This window comes from Streptomyces sp. CNH189, from assembly GCF_000527195.1.
In genome coordinates this window covers 21,144-41,305 of record NZ_AZUS01000031.1, presented here as the reverse complement: position 1 = coordinate 41,305, position 20,162 = coordinate 21,144, and the positions used below count along the sequence as shown (strand labels likewise).

At 74.0% G+C, this 20,162-nt stretch carries 15 protein-coding genes; 2 read left to right on the top strand and 13 right to left on the bottom strand.

The genetic code is table 11. From position 1 onward, the window contains the following. The first annotated feature begins 12 nt into the window (after positions 1-12). The gene (locus B100_RS0131475; RefSeq protein WP_024888349.1) at positions 13-822 is read left to right on the top strand and encodes a DUF3097 domain-containing protein; all 810 of its coding nucleotides are present in this window, start codon (positions 13-15) and stop codon (positions 820-822) included. A 115-nt stretch (positions 823-937) separates the two neighbouring features. On the opposite strand, the gene hemW is transcribed toward B100_RS0131475, so the two are convergent. The 6 genes from hemW to lepA all read right to left on the bottom strand — a co-directional run bounded on the left by hemW (position 938) and on the right by lepA (position 10,727). Next, positions 938-2,170, bottom strand: coding sequence for a radical SAM family heme chaperone HemW (gene hemW, locus B100_RS0131470; protein WP_024888348.1), 1,233 nt, complete (start codon positions 2,168-2,170; stop codon positions 938-940). A gap of 74 nt (positions 2,171-2,244) precedes the next feature. Further along, positions 2,245-4,302, bottom strand: a complete 2,058-nt coding sequence (locus tag B100_RS0131465) for an ATP-binding SpoIIE family protein phosphatase (RefSeq protein ID WP_024888347.1) — start codon at positions 4,300-4,302, stop codon at positions 2,245-2,247. 284 nt (positions 4,303-4,586) lie between these two features. Further along, positions 4,587-5,531, bottom strand: coding sequence for an NADP-dependent oxidoreductase (locus B100_RS0131460; RefSeq protein ID WP_024888346.1), 945 nt, complete (start codon positions 5,529-5,531; stop codon positions 4,587-4,589). Between the two features lie 84 nt (positions 5,532-5,615). Then, entirely contained in the window at positions 5,616-6,362 is a 747-nt protein-coding gene (locus B100_RS0131455; RefSeq protein WP_158686761.1) for a hypothetical protein, read from the bottom strand. A gap of 375 nt (positions 6,363-6,737) precedes the next feature. Continuing rightward, positions 6,738-8,612 carry an AMP-dependent synthetase/ligase gene (locus tag B100_RS0131450; protein ID WP_024888344.1) on the bottom strand — a complete coding sequence of 625 codons (1,875 nt, stop codon included), beginning with the start codon at positions 8,610-8,612 and terminating at the stop codon, positions 6,738-6,740. A gap of 246 nt (positions 8,613-8,858) precedes the next feature. Next, positions 8,859-10,727, bottom strand: coding sequence for a translation elongation factor 4 (gene lepA / locus B100_RS0131445; RefSeq protein ID WP_024888343.1), 1,869 nt, complete (start codon positions 10,725-10,727; stop codon positions 8,859-8,861). A 252-nt stretch (positions 10,728-10,979) separates the two neighbouring features. On the opposite strand from lepA, the gene rpsT reads away from it, so the two are divergent. Next, positions 10,980-11,246 (top strand): 30S ribosomal protein S20, encoded by a 267-nt coding sequence (gene rpsT / locus B100_RS0131440; RefSeq protein WP_024888342.1) that lies wholly within the window; start codon positions 10,980-10,982, stop codon positions 11,244-11,246. 537 nt (positions 11,247-11,783) lie between these two features. On the opposite strand, the gene holA is transcribed toward rpsT, so the two are convergent. The 7 genes from holA to B100_RS0131400 all read right to left on the bottom strand — a co-directional run bounded on the left by holA (position 11,784) and on the right by B100_RS0131400 (position 20,040). Then, complete coding sequence (gene holA / locus B100_RS0131430) at positions 11,784-12,773, bottom strand: DNA polymerase III subunit delta (protein ID WP_024888341.1); 990 nt, start codon at positions 12,771-12,773, stop codon at positions 11,784-11,786. A gap of 83 nt (positions 12,774-12,856) precedes the next feature. After that, on the bottom strand, positions 12,857-13,102 hold the full coding sequence (locus B100_RS0131425) for a hypothetical protein (protein WP_037723888.1): 246 nt from the start codon (positions 13,100-13,102) through the stop codon (positions 12,857-12,859). Positions 13,103-13,125: 23 nt separating this feature from the next. Next, entirely contained in the window at positions 13,126-13,977 is an 852-nt protein-coding gene (locus B100_RS0131420; RefSeq protein WP_024888340.1) for an arylamine N-acetyltransferase family protein, read from the bottom strand. Positions 13,978-13,981: 4 nt separating this feature from the next. Continuing rightward, a complete protein-coding gene (locus B100_RS0131415; protein WP_024888339.1) occupies positions 13,982-16,558 on the bottom strand; it encodes a ComEC/Rec2 family competence protein in 2,577 nt (858 codons plus the stop codon). Continuing rightward, entirely contained in the window at positions 16,555-17,229 is a 675-nt protein-coding gene (locus B100_RS0131410) for a ComEA family DNA-binding protein (protein ID WP_106967136.1), read from the bottom strand. The genes B100_RS0131415 and B100_RS0131410 overlap by 4 nt, the downstream gene beginning before the upstream one ends. Positions 17,230-18,350: 1,121 nt before the next feature. After that, complete coding sequence (locus tag B100_RS0131405; RefSeq protein ID WP_024888337.1) at positions 18,351-19,196, bottom strand: DegV family protein; 846 nt, start codon at positions 19,194-19,196, stop codon at positions 18,351-18,353. A 94-nt stretch (positions 19,197-19,290) separates the two neighbouring features. Further along, positions 19,291-20,040, bottom strand: a complete 750-nt coding sequence (locus B100_RS0131400; protein ID WP_024888336.1) for a hypothetical protein — start codon at positions 20,038-20,040, stop codon at positions 19,291-19,293. Between the last annotated feature and the right edge of the window lie 122 nt (positions 20,041-20,162).

Here is a 20,162-nt window from a genome sequence, read left to right as displayed (position 1 = left end):
ATCGTCGGCGGAATGCGCCAGTACTCCGCCGATCTGACCCCTCCGTGGAAGAAGTCGCAGCCCGCGCCCGAGGTCGCCGCCGAGCCGGGCCTCGTGGTGGAGGAGCCCGGCACCGGCTTCTGCGGTGCCGTGATCCGCTGCGAGGCGGGCACGGTCACCCTGGAGGACCGCTTCGGCAAGCACCGGGTGTTCCCGCTGGAGCCGCGCGGGTTCCTGCTGGAGGGGCGCGTCGTCACGCTGGTCCGGCCCGCGTCCGGCCCGGCGCGGCCCACCCGCACGGCGTCCGGCTCGGTGGCCGTCCCGGGCGCTCGGGCGCGCGTCGCCCGCGCGGGACGCATCTACGTCGAGGGCCGGCACGACGCCGAGCTGGTCGAGAAGGTGTGGGGCGACGACCTGCGCATCGAGGGCGTGGTCGTGGAGTACCTGGAGGGCGTGGACGACCTGCCGTCGATCGTCGAGTCCTTCGGCCCCGGGCCGGACGCGCGGCTGGGGGTGCTGGTGGACCACCTGGTGCCGGGTTCCAAGGAGTGGCGGATCGCCCAGGCGGTGACGAGTGAGCACGCGCTGGTGGTCGGTCACCCGTACATCGACATCTGGGAGGCGGTGAAGCCGGCGTCCGTGGGGATCGCCGGCTGGCCCCGGGTGCCGCGGGGGCAGGACTGGAAGACGGGGGTGTGCGAGGCGCTGGGGTGGCGGGTGGCCAACACGGGTGAGGCGTGGAAGCGGATCCTTGGCTCCGTCCACTCGTTCAAGGACCTGGAGCCCCAGCTCCTCGGGCGCGTGGAGGAACTCATCGACTTCGTGACGGCCCCGTCATCCTGACCCGTCGCCCCTGGGGCCGGACGGGCTGAGAATCAGCCCGTCCGGCGTTTGAGGAGCGGGGTCCGGGGCGGAGCCTCGGGACGGGAAGGGGCGGCGGGGGCGAGGAAACCTCCGGTCAGTCGACCAGGTCGCGCACCACGGCGTCAGCCAGCAGCCGCCCCCGCAGGGTGAGGGCAGCCCGCCCCTCCTCGAAGGACTCGGGACGGAGCAAACCGTCCGACAGCGCCCGCCGCGCAGCGGCAAGCCCGTCCGCCCGGAGAAGATCCAACGGCACCCCGTCCAGCAGCCGCAGCTCCAGCAGAATCCGCTCGACCCGCTGATCCTCGGCGGACAACACCTCCCGCCCCGCCCCCGGCGACCTACCCGCGGCCAGCGCCCCCGCATACGCCCCCGGATGCTTCACGTTCCACCACCGCACCCCACCCACGTGCGAGTGTGCCCCGGGCCCGGCCCCCCACCAGTCGGCCCCCCGCCAGTACAGCTCGTTGTGCAGACAACGCCCCGCCTCCGAGGTGGCCCAGTTCGACACCTCGTACCAGGAGAACCCCGCCTCCGACAGCCGCTCCTCGGCGATCAGATACCGGTCCGCGTGGACGTCGTCGTCCGTCATCGGCACCTCGCCCCGCCGGATCCGCCGGGCCAGCTGCGTACCCTCCTCGACGATCAGCGCGTACGCGGACACATGGTCCGGTCCGGCGCCGATCGCCGCGTCCAGCGACGCACGCCAGTCGTCGTCCGACTCCCCCGGCGTGCCGTAGATCAGGTCGAGGTTGACGTGCTCGAACCCGGCCGCGCGGGCCTCGGCGACGCACGCCTCGGGCCTGCCGGGGGTGTGCGTGCGGTCGAGGACCTTCAGCACGTGCTGCCGGGCGCTCTGCATGCCGAAGGAGACGCGGTTGAAGCCGCCGGCCCGCAGCTCCGCCAGGTAGGCGGGGTCGACCGACTCGGGGTTCGCCTCCGTCGTGACCTCGGCGTCCGGCGCCAGCCCGAACTCCTCACGGATCGCGCCCAGCATCCGCACCAGGTCACCGGCGGCGAGCAGCGTGGGTGTGCCTCCGCCGACGAACACCGTGCGCACCGGCCGCGGGTCGTCGCCGAGCACCTTGCGGGCCAGGCGGACCTCGTCGACGAGGGTCTCGGCGTAGTTGTCGCGGGAGGCCAGCACACCGCCGCTGCCGCGCAGCTCGGTCGCGGTGTAGGTGTTGAAGTCGCAGTAGCCGCAGCGGGTCGCGCAGTAGGGGACGTGCAGGTAGAACCCGAGGGGGCGGTCGGCCGCCCCCGCGAGCGCGGACGCGGGCAGCGCGCCGTCGGCGGGGACGGGCTCGCCGTCGGGGAGTGCGGAAGGCATGTGCTCCATTGTCCCGCACCCCGCCCGCTCCCCTTCCACGCCGCCCGCGCCGGGGCGCGTACGCCCTGGCGTGCTCACTCCGCCTGGAGCACCAGCAGGGCGAGGTCGTCCGCCGGGGGCCGCGCCCCGAAGTCGTGCACCAGCCGGGTGATCCGTTCCGCTATGGCCCCGGCCTCCATGCCGGCGCAGCCCGCCAGCGCCGTGGCCAGTCCGTCACCGTCGTCGAACTGCCGCGACCCGGAGCGCCGCTCGGTGACCCCGTCGGTGACGCACAGCAGGCTGTCGCCGGAGTACATCTCGAAGGTCTCGCTGGTGTACGTGGCGTCCTCGACGACCCCGAGCAGCGTCTGGGGCTGGGCGACGGTACGGACGGTGCCCTCGGGGCCGAGCAGGAGGGGCAGGGGGTGTCCGGCGGAGGCGAGGGTGCAGCGCACGCCGCCGTCGAAGGGGACGAGCTCGCCGTAGAGGAGGGAGAGGAAGCGGGTCTGGGGACCGTCGCCGGGGGCGGTCGGGCGGGCGCCTGCGGCCACCAGCGCGCGGGCGGCGGCGTCGGCGGCCTCGGTGGCGTCGTCGAGGAGGAGCTGGTTGAGCCGGTCGAGGACGTCGGCGACGCGGTAGCCCTCGCGGGCGAGCAGCCGCAGCCAGGGCCGGACCAGTCCGATGACGACGGCCGCCTCGGGTCCCTTGCCCTGGACGTCGCCGACGGCGAAGCACCAGCGTCCGCGGCCGGCCGGGAAGAGGTCGTAGAAGTCGCCGCTGGGGCCGCCCTTGTCGCACGGCTCGTGGACGAGGGCGCTGCGCACGCCGGGGATCTCGGCGACGGCGCCGGGCAGCAGGCCGCGCTGCAGCACGGCGCTGATGGTGGCCTGGCGGGCGTACTGCCGGGCGGCGCCGATGGCGAGCGCGACCCGTCGTCCGAGGTCCTCGACCAGCCCGGTGATCTCGTCGGGGAAGCGGTCGATGCCGCCGCGGCCGATGACCAGGGTGCCGAGCGGGCGCCCTCCGGCCACGAGCCGGTAGGCGAGCGCGGTCCCGGGCGGCGCGGCGGCCGCCCCCTCCACAGCACCCCCACGGGCCCCACCGGTGTCCTCGACCGGACCGGGGCCCGCACCCACCAAATCGGCCACAGCGGGCCGGGGCCACGGGTAGGGCACGGGGTCCGTGCCGAGCGGGTCGTCGGGGTGCGGCGGCGGGTTCCCCTCCAGCACCCGGCTCAGCTCCTCGACGTACTGCTCGCCGGCGTGCCAGACGCGGGCGAGCCGGCCGCCGGCGCGGGTGCCGCCGGGCCGGCCACCGAGGGCCGTGGTCTCGTCCTCCAACCAGACCGCGCACCAGTCGGCGAGCCGCGGCACGATCAGCTGTCCGGCGAGGGAGGCGACCAGGTCCTCGTCGAGCTGCCCGGCGAGCAGGTCGGAGGCCTCCGCCAGGAAGGAGAGCGCGCCCCGGCCCAGCCAGGCGCCGTCCCGCCCGGGGCGGCGGGCCAGCCAGTCGTCGCCGTAGGAGGCGGCCCGCCAGGCGTCCCGGGTGCCGTCGCGCGGGCCGGTCCGTGCCCGGGGTGCGAGCGGGTCGGAGGCCAGGTGGGCGGCGGCCCGCAGGTCCCGCGCCGGGTCGCGCTCCCCGGCGTACGTCTCGGCGAGGTCGCCCGCCGCGTGGTCGTGGGCCGCCAGCCGCGCCCACACGGTCTTGGTGCCGGGGCGGTAGGTGATGCCCCAGGACTCGGCGAGCGCGGCGACCAGGCGCAGACCGCGCCCGTACTCGGGGGTGTCGTGCGCCGGCGCCTCCGGTGCGCCGTCGTGCGGGGCGCGCGCGGGGTGGTGGTCGGCGACCTCGACGACGAGTGCGCCGGTGTCCTCCTCCAGCCGGCAGGTCAGGTGCACCTCGGTGCCGGCGTGGACGACGGCGTTGGTGACGAGTTCGCTGGCGACGAGGGCGGCGTCGTCGCCGACCCGGCCGGTGAGGAGATCCGCGCCGGGCGGCGAGAGCTGCGCCCACTCGGTGAGTGTCTTGCGCAGCAGGGCGCGTGCGGAGCCCGGGGCGAGGGGACTTCCGGACAGCGTCGCCTCCACCCGCGTGCACCCCCGCACGTCGGGGGCGCACGAGGTGGTCTCCCGTTGGGTCGGAATGGCCCGCATGGGCAGCTCCCCGGGCAGTTCGTACGAATAGAACCTCGTCGCTGCCCACAGGGTGACAGAACGGACCCACCCATAAGCGTGGAGTCACGAAAGTGGATCGCTTGTCGGGGGAACAGTGCTCCGTCTTCGTTCAAGAGTGGAGACGCAACCGCTCGTTTTCGGTCATCGGGGAACGAGGAGGCGCACACCCCGCGCCCACCGTGAAGGACGGGGCGGGGTGCCGGGCGACCGCGACCGGACCGGGGGGCTGGGGCGGCCGGGGCGGCCGCGACGGCCGGTCGCGGTCAGGAGAAGTCGAGGACCAGGCGGCCGCGCAGCCCCCCGGCTTCGAGCAGGCGGTGCGCCTCGGCCGCGTCGGACGCCGGAAGCACCTTGGCGACACGCAGGGACAGCACGCCCTCCTCGGCCTGCCGGCGCAGCGTGTCCAGCAGGGCGGTGTCGGTGGCGACGCTCGCGACGAAGACCGGGGTCACCGTGATGTCGCGCTCGTCCGGCCCCTGCCATCCCCTCAGCTCGACCAGCGTGCCGCCGTCCGCCACGGCGGGGACGACCTCGTCCCGCTGGTGGGAACCGTCCACCAGCCCGGGTACGCCGTCCGGCAGCAGCGCCCTGACACGCTCGGCCACGTCCGTGCCCCGGTCGACCACGTGGTCGGCGCCGAAGCCGCGGACCAGGTCACGGTCGTGCGGGGCGGCGTCCGCGACGACGGTCAGCCCGTCGGCCTTGGCCAGTTCGATCGTGTACGCGCCGACGGCACCGGCCGCGCCGGTCACGGCGACGGTCGCGCCGGCCGGGAGGGCGAGGGTGTCCAGGGCCAGCCGGGCGGTGGCCGCGTTCATCAGCAGGGTGGAGGCCTCGGCGTGGCCGGACCCGGCGGGCGCGGGGACGACCGACGCGGCGGGCACGACGATCTGCTCGGCGTAGGCGCCGCCCTCCGGACGGGTGGGCAGCACCAGGGCGACGACCCGCTGCCCCACGGCGAGCCGGTCGTCGACGCCGGGGCCGAGCTGGTCGATCACGCCCGCCGCGTCCATGCCGGGCAGGAACGGCGGCGGGATGTCCCGCATCCGGGCGGCGTGGCCTCCGGTGCGCATCATGGCGTCGGTGGGGTTCACGGCGGCCGCGTGCACCCTGATCCGGACCTCGCCGGGGCCCGCCTCGGGCGCGGGCAGCTCCACCTCGCGCAGAACGTCCGGGCCGCCGTAGGTGCTCAATCCGATTGCCCTCATGGCGAGAGGCAACCGCGCCGGCCCACGATGGATTCCCGGGAGCCCTCTCGCGGGCACGCCGGGACGTCCTCGGGCGGGCCCCGTTCAGCCGTTCACCGCGGCGGCGGTGGGCGGGCAGTGCGGAAGCGACGGGCGGTCCTTCGTACGGACGGCGGGCAGCCAGGCGGTGGCGCCGGTGCGCGGGAGCGAGACGCGGAACCAACTGTCGGAGCGCAGGGCCTCCTCGTCGGTGATGGGCACCCCGCCGTCCAGCCGGCAGTCGGCGGGCAGGACGTCTCCGTGCCACACCCGGGTCGGCACGACGTTCTCCGCGGTGTAGGCCCGCCGCGGGTCGACGGCCAGCCCGAGGCTGCACTGCGCCGGCCGGTCGGACCGGTCCTGACAGCCTCGTTGGGCGTTGAACACCTCGATCCGCGCCGACCTGGCCGTACCGGCCCCGCTCTCGGACCCCGCCTCGGTGAGCGTGGCCGCTCCCACGGCACACAAGGACGCCGCCAGCAGAGCGACGCGCGCGCGGTTGCGCGGGCGCGCGGGGGCGCTCCGGACCGTCCGGTGGGCCGCGATCCGCGCCTGGAGGCTCTCGGCGGCGTGCGCGGCCCGTGCGGCGTGGGTGGGGGCGAGGCAGCCGGTGATCAGTTCGCGCCAGAATGCGGGTACGGCCGCGTCCAGCCGCAAGGCGGCACGGCCCGCCGCGTACTCCTGCACGGCGGCCCCGCGCGCCGCCGACGTGGGCGCCGCCGCCAGCACCCCGCCGGCTCCCAGGGCCATGGCGGCCGAGACGCCTCCGGCCGACTTCAGGATGCTTCTGCGCGTGGGGCGGTGCGGGGTCAACGTGGCCTCCCTGGTCGCGGCTGTGGTCCGGGGGGTCCGGTCCATCGGCGCTTCGGAAGGTAGCGGCGGGACGCCGGCCGAAGAATCCGGAACGTTACGGACTGACAGCCGTGGCCGTCTCGGCTAGCGAGGAGGACGGGGCGCGGGCCGCGGGCCCGGCGGTCGTTCCGGCGTCGGGCCGGACCACCGGGCGGTCCGGCGCGCACGGCGAAGGGGACGGGCTGCCTCCGGACCGCTCGGTCCGGAGGCAGCCCGCCCCCTTGCTCCTGCTCCACGGACAGCCCTTCATGGGACGCCCGCGCGTATCAGGCCCGCGTCTACGGCACCGCGTGCCGGGTGACGCCTGCCGGGCCCCGACGTCTCGGCCCCCGCGTCTCAGGCCTCCCGCGCGCCTTCGTACATCTCCTCGATGAGGTGCTTGTACTCGCGCTCCACCACCGGCCGCTTGAGCTTGAGGCTCGGGGTGATCTCGCCGTGCTCGACGTCGAGGTCACGCGGCAGCAGGCGGAACTTCTTGATGGTCTGCCAGCGCTGCAGGCCCTCGTTGAGCTGTTTGACGTAGCCGTCGACCATCTCGACCGTCGCCGGGGCGGCGACGATGTCCGCGTAGGACTTGCCCTCCATGCCGTTCTCCGCCGCCCAGGCGGTGATGGACGGCTCGTCGAGGGCGATGAGGGCGGTGCAGTAGTTCCGGTCGGCGCCGTGCACGAGGATGTTGGAGACGTACGGGCAGACCGCCTTGAACTGGCCCTCGACCTCGGCGGGCGCGATGTACTTGCCGCCGGAGGTCTTGATCAGGTCCTTCTTGCGGTCGGTGATGCGCAGGTAGCCGTCGGCGGACAGCTCACCGATGTCACCGGTGTGGAACCAGCCGTCCTCCTCCAGGACCTCGGCGGTCTTCTCGGGCAGGTTGTGGTAGCCCTGCATGATGCCGGGGCCGCGCATCAGGATCTCGCCGTCGTCGGCGATGCGGACCTCGGTGCCGGGGAGCGGCTTGCCGACGGTGCCGGTGCGGTAGGCCTCGCCGGGGTTCACGAAGGAGGCCGCGGAGGACTCGGTGAGACCGTAGCCCTCCAGGATGTGGATGCCGGCGCCGGAGAAGAAGTAGCCGATCTCGGGCGCGAGGGCGGCGGAGCCGGAGACGCAGGCGCGCAGCCGGCCGCCGAAGGCCTCACGGATCTTGGCGTAGACGAGCTTGTCGGCGAGGGCGTGCTTGGTGCGCAGTCCGGCCGGGGCGGTCGCGCTGCCGGTGCGGCGGAAGTTGTCCTGCGTGACCTTGGCGTACTCGCGGGCGACGCCCGCGGCCCACTGGAAGATCTTGTACTTGGCACCGCCGCCGGCCTTCGCCTTGGCGGCGACGCCGTTGTAGACCTTCTCGAAGATGCGGGGCACGGCGGCCATGTAGGTCGGCTGGACCACCGGCAGGTTCTCGATGATTTTGTCGACGCGGCCGTCGACCGCGGTGACGTGGCCGACCTCGATCTGGCCGGAGGTGAGGACCTTGCCGAAGACGTGGGCCAGCGGCAGCCACAGGTACTGCACGTCGTCGCTGCTGACCAGGCCGGTCGCGGCGATCGCCTTGGCCATGTACGACCAGTTGTCGTGCGGCAGGCGCACGCCCTTGGGGCGGCCGGTGGTGCCGGAGGTGTAGATGAGGGTGGCGAGCTGGTCCTTGGTGATCGCCGCGACCCGCTCCTTGATCAGCTCCGGCTCCTTCTGGAGGCGGGCGGCGCCGCGCTTCTCCAGCTCGGCCAGGCTGATCACGAAGTCGTCGGTGTCGACGCCCTCCGCGTCGACCACCACCACGCGGGTCAGATCGGGCAGCTCGTCGCGCTTGGCGACGGCCTTGGCGGCCTGCTCGCCGTTCTCCGCGATGAGCACCCGGCTCTGTGAGTCGGACAGGATGTACGCCGACTCGTCGGCGTTGGTCTGCGGATAGATCGTGGTGGTGGCGGCGCCGGCGCAGAGGATGCCGAGGTCGGTGAGGATCCACTCGACCCGGGTGGAGGAGGCGAGGGCGACCCGCTCCTCCGGCTGCACGCCCAGTTCGATCAGGCCGGCCGCGATCGCGTGGACCCGCTCGGCGGCCTCGGACCAGCTCAGCGACTTCCAGTCGTCCGGGCCCTCTCCGGAGGCCGGTGGGACCGGGTAGCGATAGGCCTCGGCGTCCGGTGTGGCCGCCACACGCTCCAGGAAGAGGGTCGCCACGCTCGGCGGACGGTTCTCGATCAGTGTCTGTGTGTCGCTCACGACATCCTCCGGGGCCCGCGACGGTGCGGCTGACTCAGTGCGGCTGGGGTTTCCTCGCGTCGTTGTTTAACTCGCGAGTAACTATCGAGCACGGACAGAGTAAAGGTCGACCGGCCACCGCGTAAGGGGCCACGGCCTGTAACTTCACACAGACAGCCACGTGACCGACACGCAGGGCCCGCCGCGCGTGCGCGCGGCGGGCCCCCGTTTCGCCCGAATTGCGGAGTGACCCGCGGTAACAGGCGGTTACTTCTTGCCCTTGCCCGATCCGGCGTTCTCGTCGCTGGACAGGACGGCGATGAAGGCCTCCTGCGGAACCTCCACGGAACCCACCATCTTCATCCGCTTCTTGCCTTCCTTCTGCTTCTCCAGCAGCTTCCGCTTACGGGAGATGTCACCGCCGTAGCACTTGGCCAGCACGTCCTTGCGGATGGCGCGGATGGTCTCGCGGGCGATGACCCGCGAGCCGATGGCCGCCTGCACGGGCACCTCGAACGCCTGCCGCGGGATCAGCTCCTTCAGCTTGGCGACGAGCCGTACCCCGTACGCGTACGCCTGGTCCTTGTGGGTGATCGCGGAGAACGCGTCCACCTTGTCGCCGTGCAGCAGGATGTCCACCTTGACCAGACTGGAGGTCTGCTCGCCGGTGGGCTCGTAGTCGAGGGAGGCGTAGCCGCGGGTCTTGGACTTCAGCTGGTCGAAGAAGTCGAAGACGATCTCGGCGAGCGGCAGGGTGTAGCGGATCTCGACGCGGTCCTCGGAGAGGTAGTCCATGCCGAGCAGCACACCGCGCCGGGTCTGGCACAGCTCCATGATCGCGCCGATGAACTCGCTGGGTGCGAGGATCGTGGCGCGCACGACCGGCTCGTAGACCTCGTCGATCTTCCCCTCGGGGAACTCGCTCGGGTTGGTGACGGTGTGCTCGCTGCCGTCCTCCATGACCACGCGGTAGACCACGTTGGGCGCGGTGGCGATCAGGTCGAGCCCGAACTCGCGCTCCAGCCGCTCACGGATCACGTCCAGGTGCAGCAGGCCGAGGAAGCCGACGCGGAAGCCGAAGCCGAGGGCGGCGGAGGTCTCCGGCTCGTAGACCAGGGCGGCGTCGTTGAGCTGGAGCTTGTCCAGGGCCTCGCGCAGCTCCGGGTAGTCCGAGCCGTCCAGGGGGTAGAGGCCCGAGAACACCATCGGCTTGGGGTCCTTGTAGCCGCCGAGCGCCTCCTCGGCACCCTTGTGCTGGCTGGTGACGGTGTCACCGACCTTCGACTGACGGACGTCCTTCACACCGGTGATCAGGTAGCCCACCTCGCCGACGCCGAGGCCGTCGGCCGGCAGCATCTCGGGCGAGTTGGTGCCGATCTCCAGCAGCTCGTGGGTGGCGCCGGTGGACATCATCCGGATGCGCTCGCGCTTGTTGAGCTGGCCGTCGATGACACGGACGTAGGTGACGACACCGCGGTAGGAGTCGTAGACCGAGTCGAAGATCATCGCGCGGGCGGGGGCGTCCGCGACGCCGACCGGGGCGGGCACTTCGGCGACCACGCGGTCCAGCAGCGCCTCGACGCCGAGACCGGTCTTCGCGGAGACCTTCAGCACGTCGTCCGGGTCGCAGCCGACCAGGTTCGCCAGCTCCTCGGCGAACTTCTCCGGCTGAGCGGCCGGCAGGTCGATCTTGTTGAGGACCGGGATGATCTGGAGGTCGTTCTCCATCGCCAGGTACAGGTTGGCGAGGGTCTGCGCCTCGATGCCCTGGGCCGCGTCGACGAGGAGGATGGTCCCCTCGCAGGCCGCGAGCGAACGGGAGACCTCGTACGTGAAGTCGACGTGCCCCGGGGTGTCGATCATGTTGAGGATGTGCGTGTTGCCCTTGTCGTGGGTCGGGGCCCACGGCAACCGCACCGCCTGGGACTTGATCGTGATGCCGCGCTCACGCTCGATGTCCATGCGGTCGAGGTACTGAGCGCGCATCTGCCGCTGCTCGACCACACCGGTCAGCTGGAGCATCCGGTCGGCGAGCGTGGACTTGCCGTGGTCGATATGGGCGATGATGCAGAAATTGCGGATCAGCGCCGGGTCGGTACGGCTCGGCTCGGGCACATGGCTGGGGATCGCGGGCACGCAGGGTCCTGATTCTTGAGGCGTCCGCATACGTGTGCTTGTCCGTCTGCGGTCTCGGGTCGGATCGATACGTAGCCTCCATGGTCCCACGCGTGGGGACCGGGGACGGGTTTGGGCCACCGAATCGGCCGCTGGTAGTGTGGGGGGCTGTGTCTCATGCCCTCTCAGCGCGAGGCACACCCAAGAAATCACCCGGTACGGAATCCGTGCGGCCCCGTACGGCCCCGTGCCAGAACCTGTAGAGGCTCATTCGTGGCGAACATCAAGTCCCAGATCAAGCGGAACAAGACCAACGAGAAGGCGCGGCTGCGCAACAAGGCCGTCAAGTCCTCTCTGAAGACCGCGATCCGCAAGGCCCGCGAGGCCGCTGCCGCGGGTGACGTCGAGAAGGCCACCGAGTACCAGCGCGCTGCCGCGCGTCAGCTCGACAAGGCCGTCTCCAAGGGCGTCATCCACAAGAACCAGGCCGCCAACAAGAAGTCGGCGCTGGCTCAGAAGGTCGCGGCCGTCAAGGCCTGAATCACCCTGATCTGATCGTCGGCGGGACCCGGGCGGGCCCTCTCTCATCCGCCCCCTGCCGGCACCACGAGCTCGTACGCGGCCTGCGTTCGCCACGCGGGTACGAGCTCATCGGCTTCATCCGAAGGCCCCGTCTCCCCACCCTTCCCCAGGGCGGGAGCGGGGCCTTCGGCGTGCCGCCGCGCGGGGAGTGGGCTTCCGCGACGCCCCGGGGGCCGGGGTCGGCTCGCCCCGCCGCGCTCACGGTGGGGGCGAGCGCGCTCGTCGAGCGGGGCGGGCGGGGGCGCTCGTCAGCGAGGGCTGGCACGCACGCTGGTCAGCGGGTTAGCGGGGACTGGTCAGCGGGGCCGACGGAAGCGCTCGTCAGCAGCCGGCGGAGGCGCTCGTCGATGAAGTCGGCGAGCACACTCGTCAGCAGGGCCGACAGGGCGCTCGTCAACGGGAGGCGGGGGCACTGGTCAGCGGGGTCGACGGGGGCGCTCGTCAACAGAGCCGACGGGGGCGCTCGTCAATGAAGTCGGCGAGCACGCTCGTCAGTCACGCGCGGCCGCGGGAGCGGGCCGCGCGGGCGATGGTGACGACCGCCTTCTCCAAGGCGTACTCCGGGTCGTCCCCGCCGCCCTTGACGCCCGCGTCCGCCTCGGCGACCGCGCGCAGCGCCACGGACACCCCGTCCGGGGTCCAACCGCGCATCTGCTGCCGCACCCGGTCGATCTTCCACGGCGGCATGCCCAGCTCGCGCGCCAGGTCCGCGGGCCGGCCGCCGCGCGCCGAGGACAGCTTGCCGATGGCCCGAACGCCCTGGGCCAGCGCGCTGGTGATCAGCACCGGGGCCACGCCGGTCGACAGCGACCAGCGCAGGGCCTCCAGGGCCTCCGCCGTGCGTCCCTCGACCGCCCGGTCCGCGACCGTGAAGCTCGACGCCTCGGCCCGCCCGGTGTAGTACCGGCCGACGACGGCCTCGTCGATCGTGCCCTCGACGTCCGCGACCAGCTGCGTCACCGCGGAGGCCAGCTCACGCAGATCGCTGCCGATGGAGTCGACCAGGGCCTGGCACGCCTCGGGCGTCGCCGACCGCCCGGTGGCACGGAACTCGCCCCGCACGAAGGCCAGCCGGTCCGCCGGCTTGGTCATCTTCGGGCAGGCCACCTCCCGCGCGCCCACCTTGCGGGCCGCGTCGACCAGCCCCTTGCCCTTCGCGCCGCCCGCGTGCAGCAGGACGAGGGTGATCTCCTCGGCGGGCGAGGACAGGTACGCCTTGACGTCCTTGACGGTGTCGGCCGACAGGTCCTGCGCGTTCCGCACGACCACGACCTTGCGCTCGGCGAACAGCGAAGGGCTGACCAGCTCGGCGAGGGTGCCCGGCTGAAGCTGGTCCGGGGTCAGGTCGCGCACGTCCGTGTCGGGGTCCGTGGCCTTCGCGGCGGCCACCACCTCCCGCACGGCGCGGTCGAGCAGCAGCTCCTCCTGGCCCACGGCGAGCGTCACGGGGGCGAGGGGGTCGTCGGATGCGTTCTTCCTGGCCATCGCCGACAAGCATCCCACGGGCCACCGACATCCCCGCCCGGCCGGACTCGCGGGCCCGGTACGCGGCCGCCGCGCCCCGGTGGCTACGGTTCCTCGCGCCAGCCGTCCCACCGGGCCACGAACTCGTTCAGCTCGCCGGCGTCCAGCCGCCCCGCCTCGTCCCGCAGGAGGACGAGCCACTGCGCGTCCTCCGCGTCGTCCTCCCCCGCGAGGGCGTCCCGCACGAGCCGCGGCTCCTCGTCGACGCCGAAGCGCTCCTCCAGCGCCTCGGCCACCTCCTCGGCCGCGTCCCGGTCGGGCAGCACCAGCACATGTCGCACATCACTCACACGGGTCATTGTCCGGTACGGGGTCAGCCGTCCGTACCGGCACCCCGCACCGCCGGCACCGCGTCCAGCGTGATCCCGAACTCGTCCCGGTAGAGGTCCAGCACCTCCTCGTCCGCCCCGATCTCCCGCACCTGTCGCGTCCCGTCCGGCGCCGTGACCGTCAGCCGCCGCCCGCTGAGCGTGACCCGGCCGCCGTCCGCGGTGACCCGCGAGCACACCAGCGACCGCGGGAAGTGGGACGCCGGTGAGGTGCTGTGCCACCACGCCCCGGCAGCGAAGTCGCCGAGCACCCTGGGCCGTACCTCCAGCCGGTACACGGGCCGGCCGTCGTGCAGCACGTCCAGGTCCGCCGCCTCCTTCGCGCCGTGCCCGCCGCGCGCCCCGGCCGCGTCCGCCCCGGCCTCCACGATCCGGAACACGCCCGCCGGGTCCTGCTGCTCCCGCCGCTCCCCGAAGGCGAGCGGCAGATGGAAGTGCGCCCCGAACCCGACGTCCACCAGCCGGTCCCCGCCGTCCACCGTCCGCACCCGCAACGCGAGATGGTCGTACGGGATGCCCAGCCGGCCGCCCTCGCCGTGGACGCGCGCGGGAAGCAGGGCGACGTCGTAGCCGAGCGCGGTCAGCAACGTCCCGAAGGCACCGTTGAGTTCGTAGCAGAACCCGCCGCGCCCGGCCTCCACCACCTTGTCCAGCAGCCGCTTCTCCTCCAGCACGATCTCCTCGCCGAGATGCACGGAGAGGTTCTCGAACGGCACGGTCCGCAGATGACTCAGATGCAGCTCGCGCAGGGCGTCCAGGGTGGGCCGGGCCGGCTGCTCCACCCCCAGGCGGCGCAGATAGGCGTCGATCGTCGCGGGGTTCGTCCCCTCGGTCATGCTCTCAGTGTCGCGCCACCTCCAGCTCTCCGCTCCCGTCCGTACCGACGGTGACCGCCAGCGCCCCGTCCCGGTCCGTACGCAGCACCACCGCTCCCCCGGCGCGCAGCGCGTCGACCGTCCCCGGGGCGGGGTGGCCGTAGGAGTTGTCCTCGCCGGTGCTGATCAGCGCCAGCCGGGGGGCGGTAAGGCTCACGAGGCCCGGATCCTGGTACGCCGAGCCGTGGTGGGCGACTTTGAGGACGTCGACGCCGGTCAGGTCCCGTGCCGCCGGTGACCGGGCCAGGGCGCGCTGGGCCGGAGGTTCCAGGTCGCCCAGGAGCAGCAGGCGCAAGCCCCCGGTGCGGACCAGCATGGCCACGCTGGCGTCGTTCGGGCCCTCCACCGCCGGGTGGGCGCCGGGCGGGGGCCACACCACCTCCCAGGACAGGTCGCCGGCCCGCCGCCGCTCCCCCGCGACGACCCGGGTCACCGGAACCCCCGCGTCGGCCGCGGCTCTCCGGACGAACGCCGCCTGGTCGGCCGGTTCCTCGAAGGCCGTCGTCCCGATGGCACCCACCGCACGTCCGCGCAGCACCCCTGTCAGACCGGCCACGTGGTCGGCATGGAAGTGGGTCAGCACGACCAGGGGGACGCGGGTGACGCCCAAGGAGTCCAGGCAGCGGTCGACGAGGACCGGGTCGGGTCCGGCGTCCACGACCACCCCGGTCCCCTCGCCCGCCGCCAGCACCAGCGCGTCGCCCTGTCCCACGTCGCACATCACCATCCGCCAGTCCGGCGGCGGCCAGCCCGTGATCGGGCGGACGAGCGGCCGGGGCTGCACCACCAGCAGCGCCAGCAGCAGTGCGCACGCCGCGCACCACCAAGGGTGTCGCAGCAGTCGCCGCCCCACGAGCAGCGCGGCCAGGGTGACGGCGCCGAGGGCCGCCGCGCCGGTCCAACTGCCGGGCCAGTCCACCCCCGCGCCGGGCATGGCCGCCCCGGTGCGGGCGACCTTCGCGATCCACCCGGCGGGCCAGCCCGCGCACCAGGCCACCGCCTCGGCCAACGGCATCGCGACCGGCGCGGTGGCCAGGGCCAGGAAGCCCAGCACCGTGGCCGGCGCGAGCGCGGCCTCGACGAGCAGGTTGCACGGGATCGCCACCAGGCTCACCCGCGCGGACAGCACGGCGACCACCGGGGCGCAGAGCGCCTGGGCCGCGCCCGCCGCCGCCAGGGCCTCCGCGACGCGGGGCGGCACCCCGTGGCGGCGCAGTCCCTCGCTCCAGCGCGCCGCGAGGGTGAGCAGCGCGCCGGTGGCCAGCACCGAGAGCAGGAAGCCGTAACTGCGGGCCAGCCATGGGTCGTACAGCACCAGCAGCAGGACGGCCGTCGCCAGGGCCGGGACCAGGGATCTGCGGCGGCCGGTGGCGAGCGCGAGCAGGGCGACCGATCCGCAGGCGGCGGCGCGCAGCACGCTGGGGTCGGGCCGGCACACGACGACGAACGCGAGGGAGAGCACCGCGCCCAGCACCGCCGTGGTCCGCAGGGAGATGCCGAGGCGGGGCGCGAGTCCCCGTCGCTCGGCCTGCTGCGCCAGCCCGGGCGGCCCGAGGAGCAGGGCGAGCAGGATGGTGAAGTTGGCGCCGGACACGGCGAGGGTGTGCGTGAGGTCGGTCTCCCGGAACGCCAGATCCAGTTCCGGGGTGACCCGCGCGGTGTCGCCGACGACCAGGCCCGGCAGCAGCGCCCGCGCGTCCGCCGGCAGGTCCTCGGTCGCCTCGCGCAGTCCGGCCCGCAGCCGTCCCGCCAGCCGCTGCGGGCCCGACGGCCCGTCCACCGTCTGTGGACCGTCGCGGCCCCGCACCCGCAGCACCGCCGCGAACCGGTCGCCGCCCTCCCGCGCGGGTGCCAGCCCTCCCTCGGCCCTCAGCCGGGTGGAGGGCAGCAGGCCCAGCCACGGCGAGCCCCGCCCGCCCGTCGCGGGACCGGCCCCGTCGACCCCACCGCCCCGGCCGGCCGCGCCCGTGTCGACGATCAGCAGGACGGGTGCGCGGGTCGTCCGCGCCGTCGCGCCGGCCCGCTCCACCCGCCGCACGTCGGCCTCGATCAGCACGGACGTCGGGGCCATGTGGTCGCCGCTGACCCGGGGCCGGGTGAGCCGGGGGTCCGCGGTGACCTCCACCTCCGCGACGACGCGGGCGTACTCCCGGGCCAGCTCCGGGACGGGACCGCGCCGGACGTCCACGCCGTGCAGGCCGGCCGAACCGGCGGCGGCCCCGACGCACAGCAGCACGGCCGCGACGGCGTGGACGGTGCCCCGGGCCCGCTCCGTCAGGCGGCCTCGCGCCGGGAGGAGAGCGGCGGCGGTCAGGACCGAGCCGGCCACGGTGGCCACGGTCCAGCCGGGCGGGGCGTGCAGCGTGACCGCCGCCGTGGCCCAGGCGGCGAGCGCGGGCGGGACCAGCCGGAGGTCGGTCGGCCCCTCCTGGCGCGGATGCGAAGCACCGAGCCGCTTGCCGGAGGCAGCGTGGACGGAGGGGCGCGGCGCGGGTGCCGTGTCCTCCGGTGCCCCGGGCGCGGTGGGTGTCCGGGTACTCATGGGCGTACGAGGTCGCGCAGGTCCGCGAACCGGCGGTCGCCGATGCCGTTGACCTCGCGCAGTTCGTCCACCGAGCGGAAACCGCCGTTGCGGGTGCGGTGGTCGACGATGTGCTGGGCCAGCACGGGACCGACGCCGGGCAGGGTGTCGAGCTGGTCGACGGTGGCGGTGTTCAGGGAGACGGGCGCGGTGGGACCGGCCGCCGCACCCGGGCCGGGCGGGGCAGCGGGGGCCGCGGCGCCCGCGGGTGCCGGGCCTCCGACGACCAACTGCTCGCCGTCCACGAGGAAACGGGCGCGGTTGAGGCTGCCGGTCTTCGCACCGGGACGTACTCCGCCGGCCGCCTTCAGGGCGTCCTCGACGCGTGAGCCGGAGGGCAGGCGGTGAACGCCGGGGTGCCGTACCTTGCCGCTGACGTCGACCACGATCTCGGGAGCCGCCGAGCCTCCTGCCGCCACCGTGAGGCCGGGTGCGCCCGACGGGCTCGCTCCGCCGTCCGTCATTTCCTCCCGCGAGGTCTGCGAGGCCGCACCGGCTTGCACCACCTCCGGTGCCCGCACCGGCTGGGTGCGCCCCGTCCAGAAGTGCTGCACGGCGAACACCACGGCCAGGACGAGCAGTGCGGAGAGCGCCACCACACTGCGCCGCTCCAACCCGCACCGGACCTGCACCCACAGCGGCAGCCGCTCCCGCAACGCCGGTCCCCACCGCCCCGGCGGAGGCCCCGGCTCGGGCACCCCTTCCGGCGTCTCCCGGCCGACCGAGTCCGCACGGCCGACCGAGTCCGCACGGCCGACCGCATCGGCCACTCCCGCAGGCAACCGCCACGGCTCAGGCGCCCCCTGCACCTGCTCCGTCCGGCCCTGCTCCGTTCCGAGTCGCTCCGTGCGGCCCTGCTCCGTCCGGCCCTGCTCCCTCCGGCGCGGCGCATGCAGCCGCACCGCATAGGTGGCGGGCTCGCCCTCCGGCCCGACGCCGAGGAACCGCCCCGGACGCGTGGCGTGCGCACCGGCCGACGCGGGTTCCGGCGGCGCGCCCGGCCTCCCCCGACGTACCGCCCCCGGCATGCCCGCACGGTCCGGGAGCCGCCGCAGTTCCAGGGTGTGGTCGGCACGAGCCGTACGGTCCACGGCTGCCGGACGCCTCGCACCCGACTGGGACGTGGTCAGCAACGCATGACCCGCGCCGCCCCGACGGTCCACCACCACGGCCCGCCGCCGTGCCGCCGTCGCATCGTTCACGCCCGCTAACGCGCCGGCCGTCCCCGCCCCGTCCTCGCCCGGCCGCGCCCAGCTCGGCGCCCGCCTCGCCAGGCGTCCCTCGACGGCATCCGTGGGACGCACCGCCCCGCCCTTCCCGACGGGCTGCCCGCCCCCGCCCTCCACCCCGAACAAGGTCTCGGCGCGACGCCGGATGTCGTCCGCCGCTGCGTGGCCGTCGCCGTCACGGTCCCCCTGCCGGGGCCAGGAAGGGGGCCAGGTCCGGGTCCTGCCCGGCCGGCGGTGCCGGTTGCGGGTGCGGCCGTCGGACGAGGGGCCGCGGCCCGGGCCGCTCGTCGGAGTCGCGGTGCGTGTGCGTGATCGAAGTGCCATGCGACGAGGGTCCGGCACAACCGTCCCACCGCGATGATCTTGCTCGGAATCCGTGGACGAACGCCCCGTTGTGGACAACGGCGTCACCCGATCGAGGACGGAAGCGCACCCCGCCCCGAGCCCTTCCACGGAACCCTTCCCCGGAGCCCACCCCCGGTCCCCGCCTCGCCCCCGGTCCCCCCAGGTCGGCCGTTACAGCCTCAGCGCGCCGAGACCACGACCCCCAGCAGCCCCGGCCCGGTGTGCGCGCCGATCACCGCTCCGACCTCGCTGACATGCAGTTCACCCAGCCCCTGCAGCCGGGCCCGCAGCCGATCGGCCAGCGCCGAGGCCCGTTCCTGCGCGGCGAGATGGTGGACGGCGACGTCCACCTCCGCGCTCCCCGCCCGGTCCGCCGCGATCTCCTCAAGGCGGGCGATCGCCTTGGACGCCGTCCGCACCTTCTCCAGCGGTTCGATACGCCCGCCCGCGAGCTGCAGCAGCGGCTTCACCGCGAGGGCGGAGCCCAGCAGAGCTTGCGCGGCGCCGATCCGGCCGCCCCGGCGCAGATAGTCGAGTGTGTCGACGTAGAAGTAGGCCGAGGTGCCCGCAGCCCGTTTCTCCGCCGCGGTGACCGCCTCGTCGACGGTGCCGCCCGCCTCCGCGGCCTCGGCCGCCGCCAGCGCGCAGAAGCCGAGCGCCATCGCGATCATGCCGGTGTCGACCACGCGGACCGGCACCGGCGCCTCGCGGGCCGCGAGGACTGCCGCGTCGTAGGTGCCGGACAGCTCGGCGGAGAGATGAAGGGAGACGATGCCGGTCGCGCCGGACTCGGCGACCCTGCGGTAGGTCTCCGCGAAGACCTCCGGGCTGGGCCGGGACGTCGTGACGGGACGCCGCTTCTGCAAAGCCTGCGCCAAGGAGCGGGTGGAGATCTCGGTGCCTTCCTCAAGGGCACGGTCGCCCAGCACCACGGTCAGGGGTACCGCCGTGATGTCGTGCCGCTCCATCGTCCGGGCCGGAAGGTAGGCCGTTGAATCGGTGACGATCGCGACATGGCGGGACATGAGCTGGAGGTTACCTGCCGTGGTGGCCGCGGGGCAGCCCGGGCCCGCGGGGCGTCCTCGACGGTGGTGTGATCACGCGGGGATCAGACGGTCCTCACGTGGTGCTTTCGGGGCGGGGCTTCTTCTGCCAGGGATAGGTGGGGCGCGGGGCGGCCGGCGCGATCGCGGGCTGGTCCTGGTCCGGCTCCCGTGCCTCCTCGGGCCGCGGGGTCTCCGGCCAGGTCTGGCCGGGTGCCGTCGCGGCGTCGGTGGCGGGCGCCTCGGGCCAGGGCGGGGGCGCGGGCGTGCCCGGCTGTTCGGTGGTGGTCCAGTGCCGCAGGGCACCGGCCTCCATGTCGATCTGCTCGCTCAGGGAGTCGAGGTCGTCGTCCGCGAAGCGGCGGGCGCGGTCGCGGGTGGCCCAGCGCAGGGAGTCCGCGGACTTGGTGATGCGCTCCGTGCGCTCGCGCAGCTCGGGCAGGCGCGCGGACAGCGTGGCGCGGTCCGGTTCGCCCTCCAGGCGGCGCAGTTCGGCGTCCAGCTCGTGGCCGTGCGCGCTGAGCCGCTGGAAGAGGGAGAGGGACTCCTTGACGGAGCCGTCCTCGGCGGCGACCGCTTCCAGGGCGTCCTGGGTGGCGCGCATCGAGGTGCGCAGCTTCAGGCGGAGCTGGGCGATCTCGCCGGCCGGGCCGGTCTGCGCGAACGCCTTGGCCCGCAAGGTGTGCTCCTCCACCGTGCGCCGGGCCTGGTGGATGTGGCGGTCCGCGCTGCGCTTGGCGGCGCCCACGACCTTCACCGTGACGAACACACCCAGCGCCACGAAGAGCACGAAAAGCAGGGCGATCACTGCGAACACCGCTTCCACGAGGCTCCTCCTCCGGGCCCTTCGGCCTGTCCCGGCACACGTCGTGCCGCTCTTCCACGGTAAACGCAACGGGCAGGCCCGGAGTTCCGGCGGAACCCCGAACCTGCCCGCAGACGATCCGG

Coding starts and splice junctions, on each gene's coding strand:
- B100_RS0131405 (WP_024888337.1), bottom strand. CDS start 19,196: ATGTCCCGCCATGTCGCGATCGTCACCGATTCAACGGCCTACCTTCCG.
- holA (WP_024888341.1), bottom strand. CDS start 12,773: ATGGCCAGGAAGAACGCATCCGACGACCCCCTCGCCCCCGTGACGCTC.
- B100_RS0131475 (WP_024888349.1), top strand. CDS start 13: ATGCGCCAGTACTCCGCCGATCTGACCCCTCCGTGGAAGAAGTCGCAG.
- B100_RS0131465 (WP_024888347.1), bottom strand. CDS start 4,302: ATGCGGGCCATTCCGACCCAACGGGAGACCACCTCGTGCGCCCCCGAC.
- B100_RS0131415 (WP_024888339.1), bottom strand. CDS start 16,558: ATGAGTACCCGGACACCCACCGCGCCCGGGGCACCGGAGGACACGGCA.
- B100_RS0131420 (WP_024888340.1), bottom strand. CDS start 13,977: ATGACCGAGGGGACGAACCCCGCGACGATCGACGCCTATCTGCGCCGC.
- B100_RS0131460 (WP_024888346.1), bottom strand. CDS start 5,531: ATGAGGGCAATCGGATTGAGCACCTACGGCGGCCCGGACGTTCTGCGC.
- hemW (WP_024888348.1), bottom strand. CDS start 2,170: ATGCCTTCCGCACTCCCCGACGGCGAGCCCGTCCCCGCCGACGGCGCG.